The 13,976-nt window shown below is 64.1% G+C and carries 13 protein-coding genes; 4 read left to right on the plus strand and 9 right to left on the minus strand.

What is annotated here, in order from left to right:
- Positions 1-239: 239 nt before the first annotated feature.
- From NKJ35_RS23095 to NKJ35_RS23115, 5 genes are all read right to left on the minus strand, one after another.
- Entirely contained in the window at positions 240-1,103 is an 864-nt protein-coding gene (locus NKJ35_RS23095) for a patatin-like phospholipase family protein (protein ID WP_352649674.1), read from the minus strand.
- Positions 1,100-2,350, minus strand: coding sequence for a M16 family metallopeptidase (locus tag NKJ35_RS23100; protein ID WP_502904668.1), 1,251 nt, complete (start codon positions 2,348-2,350; stop codon positions 1,100-1,102). Before NKJ35_RS23100 ends, NKJ35_RS23095 begins: the two co-directional genes overlap by 4 nt.
- Positions 2,351-2,516: 166 nt before the next feature.
- Positions 2,517-3,881, minus strand: a complete 1,365-nt coding sequence (locus NKJ35_RS23105; RefSeq protein ID WP_352649676.1) for a M16 family metallopeptidase — start codon at positions 3,879-3,881, stop codon at positions 2,517-2,519.
- A gap of 97 nt (positions 3,882-3,978) precedes the next feature.
- Positions 3,979-4,533: a 16S rRNA (guanine(966)-N(2))-methyltransferase RsmD gene (gene rsmD / locus NKJ35_RS23110; RefSeq protein WP_352649677.1), complete on the minus strand. Its 555-nt coding sequence runs from the start codon at positions 4,531-4,533 to the stop codon at positions 3,979-3,981.
- Positions 4,514-6,439, minus strand: a complete 1,926-nt coding sequence (locus tag NKJ35_RS23115) for a pseudouridine synthase (protein ID WP_352649678.1) — start codon at positions 6,437-6,439, stop codon at positions 4,514-4,516. The genes rsmD and NKJ35_RS23115 overlap by 20 nt, the downstream gene beginning before the upstream one ends.
- Positions 6,440-6,515: 76 nt before the next feature.
- Between NKJ35_RS23115 and NKJ35_RS23120 the strand changes: the two genes are divergently transcribed.
- A complete protein-coding gene (locus NKJ35_RS23120; protein WP_352479909.1) occupies positions 6,516-6,968 on the plus strand; it encodes a nucleoside deaminase in 453 nt (150 codons plus the stop codon).
- A gap of 84 nt (positions 6,969-7,052) precedes the next feature.
- Here the strand turns inward: NKJ35_RS23120 and NKJ35_RS23125 are convergent, their stop codons facing one another.
- Both NKJ35_RS23125 and ileS read right to left on the minus strand, forming a co-directional pair.
- Entirely contained in the window at positions 7,053-7,733 is a 681-nt protein-coding gene (locus tag NKJ35_RS23125; RefSeq protein WP_352649680.1) for a hypothetical protein, read from the minus strand.
- Between the two features lie 195 nt (positions 7,734-7,928).
- On the minus strand, positions 7,929-10,919 hold the full coding sequence (ileS, locus tag NKJ35_RS23130) for an isoleucine--tRNA ligase (protein WP_352649681.1): 2,991 nt from the start codon (positions 10,917-10,919) through the stop codon (positions 7,929-7,931).
- Between the two features lie 43 nt (positions 10,920-10,962).
- On the opposite strand from ileS, the gene NKJ35_RS23135 reads away from it, so the two are divergent.
- The 3 genes from NKJ35_RS23135 (at position 10,963) to NKJ35_RS23145 (ending at position 12,033) form a co-directional block, all read left to right on the plus strand.
- Positions 10,963-11,148 carry a hypothetical protein gene (locus NKJ35_RS23135; protein WP_352649682.1) on the plus strand — a complete coding sequence of 62 codons (186 nt, stop codon included), beginning with the start codon at positions 10,963-10,965 and terminating at the stop codon, positions 11,146-11,148.
- Between the two features lie 73 nt (positions 11,149-11,221).
- Positions 11,222-11,596 (plus strand): Xre family toxin-antitoxin system antitoxin, encoded by a 375-nt coding sequence (locus NKJ35_RS23140; RefSeq protein WP_352649683.1) that lies wholly within the window; start codon positions 11,222-11,224, stop codon positions 11,594-11,596.
- Between the two features lie 2 nt (positions 11,597-11,598).
- Positions 11,599-12,033 carry an RES family NAD+ phosphorylase gene (locus NKJ35_RS23145; protein ID WP_352649684.1) on the plus strand — a complete coding sequence of 145 codons (435 nt, stop codon included), beginning with the start codon at positions 11,599-11,601 and terminating at the stop codon, positions 12,031-12,033.
- A 16-nt stretch (positions 12,034-12,049) separates the two neighbouring features.
- Here the strand turns inward: NKJ35_RS23145 and NKJ35_RS23150 are convergent, their stop codons facing one another.
- Both NKJ35_RS23150 and NKJ35_RS23155 read right to left on the minus strand, forming a co-directional pair.
- Positions 12,050-12,856, minus strand: a complete 807-nt coding sequence (locus NKJ35_RS23150; RefSeq protein WP_502896144.1) for a MipA/OmpV family protein — start codon at positions 12,854-12,856, stop codon at positions 12,050-12,052.
- Positions 12,857-13,055: 199 nt separating this feature from the next.
- Positions 13,056-13,961 (minus strand): alpha/beta hydrolase, encoded by a 906-nt coding sequence (locus NKJ35_RS23155; protein WP_352649686.1) that lies wholly within the window; start codon positions 13,959-13,961, stop codon positions 13,056-13,058.
- Between the last annotated feature and the right edge of the window lie 15 nt (positions 13,962-13,976).

Raw genomic sequence — 13,976 nt, forward strand, 5'->3', positions numbered from 1 at the left:
ACAAGGGGGCGGAGCTCACAAAGACGAGCGAAATCCCTGCGATCCCGCCCCATCCAAACATCCCCGGTTACTGCGCAACAGGCCCCTTGAGGGGGAGATGCCCGGCAGGGCAGAGGGGGCGGTTCGACCGGGCTCGGCTCCTCTCTTGCGGCAGTGGGGGGTTGGCGCATTACGCGAGACGACCCCCTCTGTCGCCTTCGGCGACATCTCCCCCTCAAGGGGAGAGATTGGCAGCGCCCCTACACCGTCCGCTGCCTGCCCTCGACCGCAGCGTCTTCCCGCGCCTTCAGCGCCTTCTCGATCTCGCGCTTCAGCTCGTCCTTGATCGCCACCGTCTCGGCCATCAGCGCCTCGACCTTCATGAAATCGAGCACCCGGTATTTCGAGACGGCCGGCCTGATCAATATGTCGGGCCGGCTCTGGTTCAGCTTGCTAGCGATGATCGACTGCATCATCAGCTGCGTGGCGCCGAACATCAGGTCGACGGAGGTCGGGAATTTGCGGCCGGCCTCGGTCGGCGCGCCGACCACGTCGACGGCAATGATGATGTCGGCGTCGAGCTCGATCAGGTCGAACGGCACGGGATTGTAGATGCCGCCGTCGATCAGCATCCTGCCGTCGCGCATCACCGGGCGGAACACCGCCGGAATCGCCGCCGAGGCGGCCAGCGCCGAAGGCAGTTCGCCTTCGGCCAACACCGCGAGCTTGTGGCCATAAAAATCCGTTGCCGTCACCTTCAGCGGTATTTTGAGTTCGGCGAAGGTCTCGGGAATGGCATCGGGCAGGAACGCCTTGAGGATGCGCTCGACATTGAACTGGCTGACCCGCAGGCCGCCCTGCATTGCCTCGGCAAAAGTGCCGGGCCGCGCCCGCCACATGCGCGTCGCCACCTCGGCGCGGCGGCCGAGGATCGAGCGCGCATAGTCGTGGATGTCCTTGCCGGTCATACCAGAGGCCATGCCGGCGCCCATGATGGCGCCGATCGACGAGCCGGCGATTGCCGCCGGCCTGATGCCCAGCTCGTCGAGCGCCTCGATAACATGGATATGCGCCAGCCCGCGCGCGCCGCCGCCTCCAAAGGCGATGCCGAAGCTAGGGCTCATCCCTTGTTGGCCGCGCCCAGCCTCGGCCCGACCACCATGACGGCCGGCTCGGCGGAGAGCAGCTTTTTCGCCACCGCTTTCACCTGGTCCTGCGTCACCGCGTTGATCAGGGCGGCGCGGCGCTGCATGTAGTCGATGCCGAGCTTGCCGAGCTGGATCTCGACCAGCGTTGAGGCGATCGCGCCCGAGGAATTCAGGTTGTTGATGGCATAGGCGCCGATCATGTATTTCTTGGTCGCCGCCAGCTCGGCTTCGGTCGGCCCCTCCTCGGCCATACGCTTGACCACGTCGCGCACCACGGCCAGCGTCTCGGCCGCCCTGTCGGCGCGGGTCGAGGTGGTGATGGACAGCGCCTCGGAATGCTGGTGGTCGACGAGATCGGAGCTGACGCTGTAGGCCAGGCCGCGCTTTTCGCGCACCTCGTCGAACAGCCGCGAGGTGAAGGTGCCGCCGCCGAGGATCTCGTTCATCAGCACCGCGGCGAAGAAATCCGGCGCATTCCGCTTCACGCCGGGATAGGCGAGCTGCAGCGAGGCCTGCGGCTGGTCGTACACGACCTCGAGCTGCTGGCCGAGCTTCAGGTCGATGTCGGGAACGGGCGTCAGCGCCTGCTTTTCCGGCAAACTGCCGAACACCAGGTCGAGCTTCTGCTTCAGCGTCTCGGCATCGATGGCGCCGACCACCGCGACATGCAGGCCGTCGCGGGCGAAATTTGCTTTGTGGAAGGCGCTGAGATCGGCCGGCGTGATCGTCGCGATGCTTTGCCTGGTGCCCTGGTCGGGCCGCGCATAGGGATGCCTGCCGTAGATCGCGTCCAGCCATTTGCGTTGGGCGAGCGTATCGGGATCGCGCTCGCTGGCGATGATGCCGGACAGGATTTGCGCGCGGATGCGGTCGATCGGCACCTGGTCGAAGCGCGGCTGGTTGACCGCCACGCGCAGCAGATCGAAGGCGCCGTCGCGCTGGTCGGCCAGCATGCGCATCGAACCGTAGATGCCGTCGCGCTGCGCATCGAAGCTCATCTCGGCGCCGACCTCGTCAAGCTTGATCTGGAAGGCCTCGCTGTCGAGGTTGCCGGCACCTTCGTCGAACAGGCCGCTCATCAGATTGGCAAGCCCTTCCTTACCGGGCGGATCCTGCGTCGCGCCGCCATCGAAAACGAAGCGGATGGCGACGATCGGCACCGAATAATCCTCCACCAGCCAGGCGGTAATGCCCTTCGACGAGGTCACCTCCTGGATGTTCATGGCGGCGCGAGCGGAAAGCGCCGGCAGGACGAGGAAGACGAGGGAGAGGAACAGGGTCGCTAGAAGCGGGCCGGCGTGCTGGCGCTTCCCTTCTCCCTTTGTGGGACAAGGGGAGGAGCCCACGAGGGGAGAAGGCAGAGCGGGACCATGCTGGCTCATCATCACATCAATTCCCAGCTTGGGTTTGCGGCAGAAGATAGCCGGTCGTTGCGTGGTCGAGATTGAGATAGCGGGCAGCGACCGCTTTGACCTGGTCGGCGGTGACCTTGCGGATACGGTCCGGCCATTGCTGAACGTCCTGGACGTTGCCGCCGGTGGCGAGTGTCGAGCCGTAGATGTTGGCCATGTCCTCCTGCTTGTCGCGGGCAAAGATCATCGAGCGGACGAAACGGTCCTTGGATTTTTCCAGCTCGTCGCTGGTGACGCCGTCTTTGGCGATGCGGGCGATCTCGGTGTCGACCGCGGCCTCGATGTCGGCAAGCTTGGCATCGCCGCGTGGCGCGCCGTAGACGGCGAAATTGGTGTCGTCGAGCATGGTGCCCTGGAAGAAGGCGCCGGCCGTCGCGGCGATGCCTTGCCTGACGACAAGCTCCTGGTAGAGCCGGCTGCGGTTGCCGCCGCCGAGGATTTCGGACAGCACGTCGAGCGCTTCGGCTTCGCCGGGCTTTGCCGTGTGATAGGACGGGACCACCCATTGCGTGGTAAAGCTCGGCACGCTGACGCGCCCGTCGGTCAGCGTCACCGTACGCCTGGTGTTCTGCTCCGGCTCGACCGGGCGGATGCGCGGCGGCAGATCCGGGCCGCGCGCGACCTTGCCATAGGTCTTTTCGGCCAGCGCCTTGACCGTTTCCGGTTCGACATCGCCCGCCACCACCAGCACGGCGTTATTGGGTGTATAATATTTGTTGTAGAAGGCCATCGCGTCGGTGCGGTTCAGCTTCTCCATCTCCTGCATCCAGCCGATGACCGGGATGCGGTAGGGCTGGTTCTGCCACAGCGTGGCATCGACTTCCTCGTCGAGCACCGCCTGCGGATTGGAGTCGATGCGCGAGCGGCGCTCCTCGAGGATGACGTCGCGCTCGGTCTTGATGACATCGTCGTTGAGGATGAGGTTGCGCATGCGGTCGGCCTCGAAGCCCATCATCTCACCGAGCGCCTGCGGCACCACCGTCTCGTGAAAGGCGGTGTAGTCGTAGGAGGTGAAGGCGTTGTCCGAGCCGCCGATGGCGGCGACGGCGCGGTCGAGCTCGCCGGCCGCATGGTTGCTGGTCGCCTTGAACATCAGATGCTCGAAGAAATGGGCGATGCCGGACTTGCCCGGCGGCTCGTCGGCGCTGCCGATCTTGTACCAGACCATATGGGTGACGATCGGGGCGCGGTGATCGGGGATGACGACGACCTCCATGCCGTTGTCGAGCAGGAAATCAGTCACGACGCCGTCGTCGGGATTGTTGCCCGCCAGAGCCGGCGCGGCCATCACCAGAGCCAGCCCCAAGAGCGTTCCGCGCAGCCATTCAGCCTGAAATGTCATAGATGGCTCCGGTTTGTGGTCGGACGATAGGCGGGGTTGCTGGTCGAGGCAAAGCGAATTGTGCGTCATTTTGAAGGCGCCATCGCGGACACCGAACTCAGGCGGCCTCGATGAACCGGATGACCGTCTCGCCATAGTTGCGCTCGTCGACAACCGAAAAGCCCGGCCCTGTCTCGAACGGCGCCGCCGTCGCTTCCTCGACGATGCAGAGCGCGCCGGGGGCGAGCCAGCCGCCGGCCTTGGCCGAGCGCAAGGCACGTTCGCCAAGGCCTTTGCCATAGGGCGGATCGGCAAAGACCAGGCCGAATGCGGCGATGGTGCCCGCCTCGCCCAAGCCCGTCGCGTCGCGGCGGAATATCTTGGTGCGGCCGGTGAGGCCGAAGGCCTCGACATTGGTGCGGATCACGCCGCGCCCTTCGGCGGATTCCTCGATGAAGACAGCGTAGGAGGCGCCGCGCGACAGCGCTTCGAGGCCGAGCGCACCGGTGCCGGCGAACAGGTCGAGGACCCGCGCGCCGTCCAGTCTTTCGGGAAAGCGATGCGCCAGCACGTTGAAGACCGCCTCACGCGTGCGGTCGGTGGTCGGGCGGATGGCAAAGGTGCGGGGCGTCGCCAGCGGACGCCCGCGAAACTCACCGCCGACGATCCGCATTGCTTCCCTTCGGGCCGCCGCGCGGCCGGTCGCCACCGCCATCCTGACGCTCGCCGCGTGGCTTGCCGAACGGCTTTGCGCCGCCGCCTTGCGGCTTGCCGCCGGGCTTGCTGTAAGACGGCTTGAACGAGGCCTTGCGCGCCTTGTTTTCTGCCGCCTTGGCGGCGTCTGCCTCCGCCCTGCCCTTGCCGATCGGCCGTGCGCCCGGCGCCATCCAGACATTGGCCTTGCGCTGGCCCGGCGGCTCGATCGGCCGCTGCTCGCGTTCGGACTTCTTCCCACCGAAGCCGCCACGCGGCTTGTCGCCACGGGGTTTGTCCCCGAAGTCGCTGCGTTCAGGTCTGGGGCCACGCTCGCCAAAGCTCTTTTTCGGCCCAAAGCTCCTGTCGGGGCTTGTCGACAGCTTGCCGAGCGCTTCGTCGCGGCTGCCTTCGCGACGCTTGCGGTTCTTGATCAGGCCGCCCTCGCCGATCGGCCGGCGTTCGCCGTCGCGGGTGAATTTCGGCCGCTCGGGCTCCTCCTCCCGCTCACGCCTGACCGGCTTGTTGGAAAATGGCTTGGCGATATCGGCGTCGAAATTGGCGCCGGACTCTTCGACCAGACGCTCGCCGAGTTGGTCGCGCAGCACGCGGCCCTTGATCTCCAGCACATGGCCTTCCGGCAAATCATCGAGCTGGAACGGCCCGTAGGAAATGCGGATCAGCCGCGTCACGTCGAGACCGAGCGAGCCCAGGATGTTCCTGACCTCGCGGTTCTTGCCTTCGCGCAGGCCGAGTGTCAGCCAGGCGTTCGAGCCCTGCTCGCGGTCGAGCGTCGCTTCGATGGCGCCATAAAAGACGCCGTCGACGGCAAGCCCTTCGCGCAGGCCGGCAAGCGCGCTTTCCTCGACCTTGCCGTGGACGCGCACGCGGTAGCGCCTGAGCCAGCCGGTGGCCGGCAGTTCGAGGACGCGCGACAGGCCGCCATCATTGGTAAGCAGCAGGAGGCCTTCGGTGTTGATGTCGAGCCGGCCGATGGTCATCAGCCGCGGCAGCCCGGGGGGCAGCACATCGAAGACGGTCTTGCGGCCTTCGGGATCGCGATTGGTGGTGACCACGCCGGCCGGTTTGTGGAACAGGAACAGCCTGGTGCGCTCGATCGGCGGGATCTCCATGCCGTCGAGATGGATGATGTCGCCGGGCATCACGTTGAAGGCCGGCGAGGACAACACCTTGCCATTGACCTTGACGCGACCGGCCGCAATCAATTCCTCGGCATCGCGGCGCGAGGCCAGGCCGGCACGCGCCAGCCGCTTGGCAATGCGTTCGCCGGCTTCTTCCGTTACCTCGACGCGACGCGGGCGCGGCTTGAAGCCGCCGTCCGACGCCGCCCGTGCCGTTTGTGCACCTTGCGGCCGATCGCCGCCAAAATCACGCTTAGGACGATCGCCGAAGTCACGCTTGGGACGGTCGAAGCGCCTTTCACCGTGCTCGCCTTCGGCTGCGACCGGCCGGTCGCCGCGCGGCGCGTAGAGCTTGCGCGGACCTTCGCGCTTCTCATAAGGCTTGCCCTCCGGACGCGGCCCTTTGCTGAACGGCCGGTCGCTGCCTTTGAAGTCGCGCTTCGGCCGTTCGCCTTCGGCCGCCGCTGGCCGGTCGCCGCGCGGTGCGTACGGCTTGCGTGGACCGTCGCGCTGTTCATAAGGCTTGCCTTCCGGACGCGGCCCTTTGCTGAATGGCCGGTCGCCTTTGAAGTCGCGCTTCGGCCGTTCGCCTTCGGCCGCCGCCGGCCGGTCGCCGCGCGGAGTGTAGGTTTTTTTGGCGCCGAAGGACGGCTTGACGCCCTTGCCAGGAGCGCTATCGCGACCGCGCGGCCCCGCCGGTTTCGGGCCGGCCTTGCGCGGGAATTTCTTCTTTTTGTCGTCCATGTGGCCTTTGCTCGTTTGCGCGGGTAGTAACAGGATCGCGCTCAAGTGGCGAGGAGATAATCGGAATGGAAACCGCGTGAAGCGGCAGGATTTCATGGCGCTGGCGCTGAAAGAGGCCGAAGCCGCCGCCCAGCGTGGCGAGGTGCCGGTTGGCGCGGTCGTCGTCGGCGGCGATACGGTCGTTGCGAGTGCCGGCAACCGCACCCGCGAGTTCGCCGATCCCACCGCTCATGCCGAGATGCTGGCGATCCGCGAAGCCTGCCGCAAGCTTTCCAGCGAGCGGCTCAGCGGCCACGATCTCTATGTGACGCTGGAGCCGTGCGCCATGTGCGCCGGCGCCATCTCCTTCGCCAGGTTGCGCCGGCTCTATTTCGGCGCTGCCGACGAGAAGGGCGGCGCAGTGGTCAACGGCGTTCGCTTCTTCACGTCACCGACCTGCCACCATGTGCCCGACATCTATCCGGGCATGGCCGAGAACGCTGCGGCAGCGCTGCTGAAAGACTTTTTTCGCGAGCGACGCGGACCCTAATTTTCCGGTCCGGCAGACGGTCCAAATCCAAGTCAGCCAATCCAGCCAGCCAATCCAGGCAAGAACGTCTCTGGCCCAGCCAGTCTACCAGGGCAGCCAGTCGAACATGCCGCCGCTCTTGCTCTTGGCGGCCGCCTCCTTCTTGAGGCGGCGTTCCTTCTTGTACTCATCCTCGCCGAGGTCATCCACCGGCGCGGTGGGGGCGGCGGCGCGGTATTGCACCGGCGGCTCGCTCAGATATCTGCGGGTGGTCGGGTCGCCCTGTTTGCCTTCAGCCAGACGGCGCTTGACTTCCGCGGCGCGGCCCTTGTCCGAATCCGCTGGAGTCCAGGCCGGCGGATGGCTCGAAGCCGACTGCGCCATCGCGGCCTTGACGGCCACCGGGTCGGTCTGCACGTCATCGACAATCTGCGCCTGGTAGGCCGGGTCGTCCTGATGCAGGGTGGCATCGGCGCGCAGGCGGGCACGGCGCTGCTCCGGCGATTCGGGCCATTCGGCACTTGCCGTCTCGATGCTTTCCTGGGGCGGCGGCAACACTTCCTTCTGCCCCGGCCCTGGCTTCACCAGCGTGGGGCGCGGCTTGTAGTCGATGTTGTTCTTGCGCTTGGGTGCAAAGGAAAAAGCCCCCGTGAGGTCGTCGGCAAGCTGCGAGGCAGCAGGCTTGTCGGTCCCGTAAGTGGGCGAGCCCATGCAGCCGGACAAGGCGAGGCCCGATACGACAAGCGGCGCCAGCAGCGCAACGCGCGCGTAAGTTCTCTCGGTCATGCCAAAAAGTCCCACTGTAGACAGCCTCTCGATTGCCGCCGGCCAAAGAAAGGTCCGGTCCCCGTCGCCTATGCTCTTCCGACGGAATTCCGGCGACAATTTGTCGTCCGGAGTTTCGCGTGTTTACCTCAACCACTCGTTAAGGGCAACGCGCCGGGGCCGATCGGCTGCCCGCCGTGGCATTTGTGCACCGCCTTAGAGGCGGCTCAAAGCCTTGAGTTCATGCAGGACAGCGGCGTCACGGGCCGAAACGTCCGGGAATTCCGGATCTGAGCCGACATCGGCGGTGTAGCGCCAGGAGCGCGCGCACTTCACCAGGCCGCGGTCCTCCGCCTTCTCGACGACCACGGCGACGCCCTTGACGTCGTCGAGGGTAAAGCTGCCCGCCGGCGCCTTGCCGTGCACGATAACCAGATCACTGGTGATCGCCATCTCTGCCATATCGACATCGGCGATCGCCGCTTCGAGCGCGGCATCGTCGAGGGTGACGACCGGCACCGCTTCCAGCGAAGAGCCGATGACCTTCTGCGCGCGGGCGATTTCCAGCGCGCCGGTGACGACACGGCGGACCTGCCGCACCTTGCGCCACTTCTCCGCCAGCGCCTCGTCCTTCCAGTCCGCCGGGATTTTCGGGAACTGGTCGAGATGCACCGAGACCGCATCCGGATGACGGTCGAGCCAAGCCTCTTCCATAGTGAAGGGCAGCATCGGCGCCAGCCATTTCACCAGGCAGTCGAAGAGATGGCGCACCACCTGCACGGAAGCCTTGCGCTTCACGCTGGAAGGCGCTTCGCAGTAAAGCGCGTCCTTGCGGACGTCGAAATAGAAGGCCGATAGCTCGACCACCATGAAGTCGAGCAGCGCGCGGGTGATGCGCTTGAATTCGAACGCGTCGTAGCCCGAGCGTACGACTTCATCGAGTTCGGCGAGCCGGTGCAGCATCAGCCGCTCCAGCTCCGGCATCTTGTCCAGCGGCACCTCCTCGCCGTCGTCATGGGCGAGTGTGCCCAGCATCCAGCGGATGGTGTTGCGCAGCTTGCGGTAGGCGTCGATATTGGTCTGCAGCACGTTCTTGCCGAGCCTCTGGTCTTCCCAATAATCGGTCGTCACCACCCACAGCCGCAAGATGTCGGCGCCGGACTGCTTGATGACGTCCTGCGGCACGACCGTGTTGCCGAGCGACTTCGACATTTTCCGCCCCTCCTCATCCATGGTGAAGCCATGGGTGACGACGGTATCATAGGGCGCCCTGCCCCTGGTGCCGCAGCTTTCGAGCAGCGACGAGTGGAACCAGCCGCGATGCTGATCGGAGCCTTCGAGATAGAGGTCGGCCGGCCATTTCAGGTCGGGCCGGTCCTCAAGCGTGAAGGCATGCGTCGAGCCTGAATCGAACCAGACATCGAGGATGTCCATGACCTGCTGCCATCTCGAGGCATCGTGATTGCCGAGGAAACGCTCCTTGGCGCCGGCGGCGAACCAGGCGTCGGCGCCTTCTTTCTCGAAGGCGTCCATGATGCGCTGGTTGACTGCCTCGTCGCGCAGCACGTTGCCGTCGGCATCGGCAAAGACGGCGATCGGTACGCCCCAGGCGCGCTGCCGCGACAGCACCCAGTCGGGGCGCTCCTCGATCATGGCGCGGATGCGGTTCTGGCCGGCGGCGGGCACGAAGCGGGTATCGTCGATGGCTTTCAGCGCGCGGCCGCGCAGCGTCGTGCCGTCGCCAAGCTCCTTGTCCATATAGACGAACCATTGGGGCGTGTTGCGGAAGATGATCGGCTTCTTCGAGCGCCAGGAATGCGGATAGGAGTGCTTCAGGCGGCCGCGCGCGAACAGCGCGTTGCGCTTGATCAGCTCGTCGATGACGGCCCGGTTGGCGTTGCCCTTCTTGCCATTGTCGTCGATGACGCGCGCCGCTCCACCCTCGCGGTGCGGGCCGAAGCCCGGCGCGTCCTTGGTGAAGAAGCCGGCATCGTCGACGGTGAAGGGGATCGCAGTGTCGATGCCGCGCTGGCGAAGATCAGAGGCGGCATCCATCCAGGCGTCAAAGTCTTCCCGGCCGTGTCCCGGCGCGGTGTGGACGAAACCGGTGCCGGCATCGTCGGTGACATGATCGCCGGCGAGCATGGGCACGGGAAAATCGTAGCCGCCACCCAGACTTTTGAGGGGATGCGAAAGCGTCAGATTTTCAAGCTCTTCGGCGCCAACGTTGCGAAGCCGATTCAGGGTGACCTTGGCCTTCGCGGCAGCGTCGTCTGCAAGTTTCTCGGCAAAGATCAGCTTTTCGCCGGGCTGGGGACCAAAGGCGTTCTCGGCCGCCGTAACCTCGTAGAGACCATAGTTGATGCGCGGCGAGTAGTTGACGGCGCGGTTGCCGGGGATTGTCCACGGCGTCGTCGTCCAGATGACGACGCTGGCATCAAGCAGATCGAGCGACGTCTGCGTCAGCTTGGGATCCAAGGCTGGCTGCCCATCCTCGATGTTGATAACCTGGCGAGCGAGGCTGACGACCGGAAACTTCGCCCAGATCGTGTCCGACTCATAGTCCTGGTATTCGACCTCCGCCTCGGCCAGCGCGGTGCGCTCGACGACGCTCCACATCACCGGCTTTGAGCCGCGATAGAGCTGGCCGGACATGGCGAATTTCAGCAGCTCGCCGGCGATCCGCGCCTCGGCATGGAAAGCCATCGTCGTATAGGGATTGTCGAAGTCACCGACGACGCCGAGGCGCTGGAATTCGGAACCCTGCACCTTGATCCAGTGCGCCGCAAACTCACGGCATTCCTGCCGGAACTCGTTGACCGGCACCTCGTCCTTGTTCTTGCCCTTGGCGCGGTATTGCTCCTCGATCTTCCATTCGATCGGCAGGCCGTGGCAATCCCAACCGGGTACATAGTTCGAGTCATAGCCGCGCATCTGAAACGAGCGGGTGATGACGTCCTTGAGGATCTTGTTCAGCGCGTGGCCGATATGGATGTTGCCATTGGCGTAAGGCGGGCCGTCGTGAAGCACGTATTTTTCGCGGCCGGCTGCGTCTTCGCGCAACTTGCGGTAAAGGTCCATATCCTGCCAGCGCTTGACCAGCAGCGGTTCCTTTTCCGGCAAACCGGCGCGCATCGGAAAATCCGTCTGCGGCAGGTAGAGCGTTTTGGAATAGTCGATCGTCTCGGCGGTCTCGGTATCAGTCATTCGTCTGCCATATGCGTTGCCCGGCGGCAAAAGAGCCCGGGCGTTGAACTATCATGATCTGGAAAAAGCGCGAGAGGCCGCGCGCAAGATTCCCGGCGGCTCCGGCGGCGGTCAAGCCGCCCGGAACACCGGGCCTGTAATTCGTATCGCAGTCGCGAGAAGGCGCGAAAAGCTCGTCATGGCTGGGCTTTTAACCGAGACAGGCGATATTGAAAAGCCCGAACTCTGATGCTTCCTTGCGTTAGGTGCCAATTGCGCATACATTTGTAGGCAAATGGCCTGCAGTACCAAGGAAACAATTCATGTCGGTCGCAGCAAGGGCAATTCGCGCAACACACGACTTTTCCGTCCCTACAGACAAGATCGATCATCTGCGCAGTCTGGGTTTCAGTAGCGAAGAACTCTATCGTATCGTTGCCCCCCGCCGCACGTTGGCGCGTCGCAAGGAACATGCCGAGCCGCTTTCGCCAGCTGAATCCGACCGCGCCCTGCGCCTTGAACGCATCGCCGAGCAGGCGGATCGGGTATTCGGTAGCCATGAGAAAGCCCAGCGTTGGCTGAGAAGCGAGATCATAGCATTGGATGGTGCAAGGCCGATCGATCTCCTTGAGACAGAGACCGGCGCCCACGTCGTTTCCGACGAGCTTATCCGTATCGACTTTGGCATGCTTGCCTGACGATGCGCATCTGGCGCATCTCCAATTTCGCGGATCTCTCGGGTCGTGGCGGAACGCTCGTTGATGGAAGATGGAACAGGCGCGGAATGCCCATCGTCTATTGCACCGACCACCCTTCGACGGCACTGCTGGAGATACTGGTGCATGCGACGCGCGAAACCGTTCCGGAAACCTACCAGCTTATCGAAATCGACGTTCCGGACGGAATAGAAATGACCGAACCGGTTATCCAGGACGGCTGGGACAAGGACATGGAATCGACACGGCGACAGGGCACGGACTTTCTCTCGGCCAATCGTTACGCGCTCATGAAAATTCCTTCGATCATAATGCGCAAGGCAAACAACTATCTGCTCAACCCGACCCATGACGATGCGTCACGCATTACGATTGCGGGCCTATACCATTATCCGTTCGACAGCCGTTTGATCAAATGAGCCGACGCCCGCCCGCTCACATCGAGAAATCGAAGCGGTAGGTTGTCGACACGCCGATCGTGAACTGGTTGCGATCGCCGCGCTCCTTGACCAGGCTGGAATCGCCGGCCGGGCCCATCAGGCGGGAATATTCGCCGAACAGACTGGCCGTCATCGGCTCGGTCACCTTCCAGGTCACCGCGCCGCCCAGGCCCGCCGACTTCACCCCGCCACCGGGATGATATTCGCTGAGCCCCGAGGCCAGGGACTCCTCGGCATCAACGCCGTAATAGGCGTCGAAATAGTCCGATGAGGCGAATGAAACGCGCGGCCCGCCCGAAATCCTGACATCGGGCGTCACATCGTAAAAGGCGTCGGCGGCGATATCGGCGACAAAGCCGTTATGGGCGCGAATGCCATGCCGCAATTCGGCGCGGGCACGCAGCCAATCCAAAGGATAGAATTCGAAGAAGCCGCCGGCCTCGCCGCCCCAGCGCACCGGGTCGAGGCCCTTCAACTCGTCGGCATCACCACCGTCGCGGGAAAACAGGAACTTGCCTGTCAGGCCGGCGCGGACGCCGCCATCGTCGATCAATGCCAACGAGATATTGTCGTTGCGCGAGGTGAAGCGCGCCGCGGGACCAGCTTTGCCGAGCGAGATGATCGGCGAGGCGCTGAGCAGGTACTTTTTGCCGCCTTCGAAATTCGGGGCAACCATGCCGGTGGCGCCGACCGTCAGGTACCAGTCTCCGGACATCCAGCCAAAGGTGCCCTCGCCTGCCTTGGCAACGCCGCAGGCGCCGAGCATGAATGCGGCCAAGACCGTCGGGACAGACCGCATCATTACTCCATACGTCGAACGCGTTGACGAACACTATCAGCCTTTATCCAAGCCATGGCGCCAGTTCGGTAAAATTTGACTTAATGTCCGTAACGTTGGCGGCATTGGCCGGGCTGTTTTCCGCATTGCAGCGAATTGTACTGGCGCACCAAGATTCCAGATCAAGACGTTTGGAATGCGCCAGCAGCTGCCTCGGCAGGGGTTATAAATATTCGCGGGCAAACATGCCCGCGCTGTGAAGAGCGCGCCGACCGGCACCCAGCCCCGCATTCCAAACCGGCCAAGCGTGAATCATATGCGGCCAAATTTCGAGACGTACTTTGACGTCAGCCGCGCCAGCGGCTTCCGCGAGCCGAGTTGCGTCCGACAACAGCGTCTCGGCCGAACCGACTTGTATAAGCATTGGGGGAAATCCGCTCAGATCGGCGAACAAAGGCGAGATCAGCGGATCGCGCCGACCAACGCCATTGGGAACATAGGCGGTTGCCAGTTCCCCCAAATACGCCCGGTGGATGATAGGGTCGATTGCGTCCTTGGTTGATAGTGTCGCGCCGGACATCGAAAGGTCCGTCCAGGGCGAACACAGCCAAAGACATCGCGGCAACCGCTCGCCTGCCGTGCGCAATATACTGACCAGGCACAGGGTGAGATTGCCGCCCGCACTGTCTCCCCCAACCACGATGCGATCCGGCGCGATGCCTTGCCGCCTCAGAAAGCGCCATGCGGTGAGTGCGTCTTCATGTTGCGCAGGGAAAGGATGTTCCGGCGCGCGTCGATAGGCGATCGCGAGGGTGCGCATTCCCATTGCCCGACCTGCCTCGGTCACCATTCGACGATGACTTTTAAGAGAGCCGGAGCAGTAGCCGCCACCGTGGAAAAAGAGCAGAATCTTATCCCTGTCACTGCCAGGCGCCAGGGACCACTCTCCCTCGAGGCCATCGAAAACCACATGCTCGCATCGGATGTCCTCCGCGACCGGCCAGACCGAACCGACTTCGTCGAGCCGTGCCCGGCGTTCGTCCCAGCGGACCGTTCGTGGTTTTGACGTCAACAGCCTGCGGATGGCGTTGATCTCCAGCAGATCGCGGTGTTCGTCCATATCGCTCATTTTGCTTCCCCAGCC

The sequence above is a fragment of the Mesorhizobium sp. M0136 genome (assembly GCF_040322515.1).
Classification (GTDB): domain Bacteria; phylum Pseudomonadota; class Alphaproteobacteria; order Rhizobiales; family Rhizobiaceae; genus Mesorhizobium.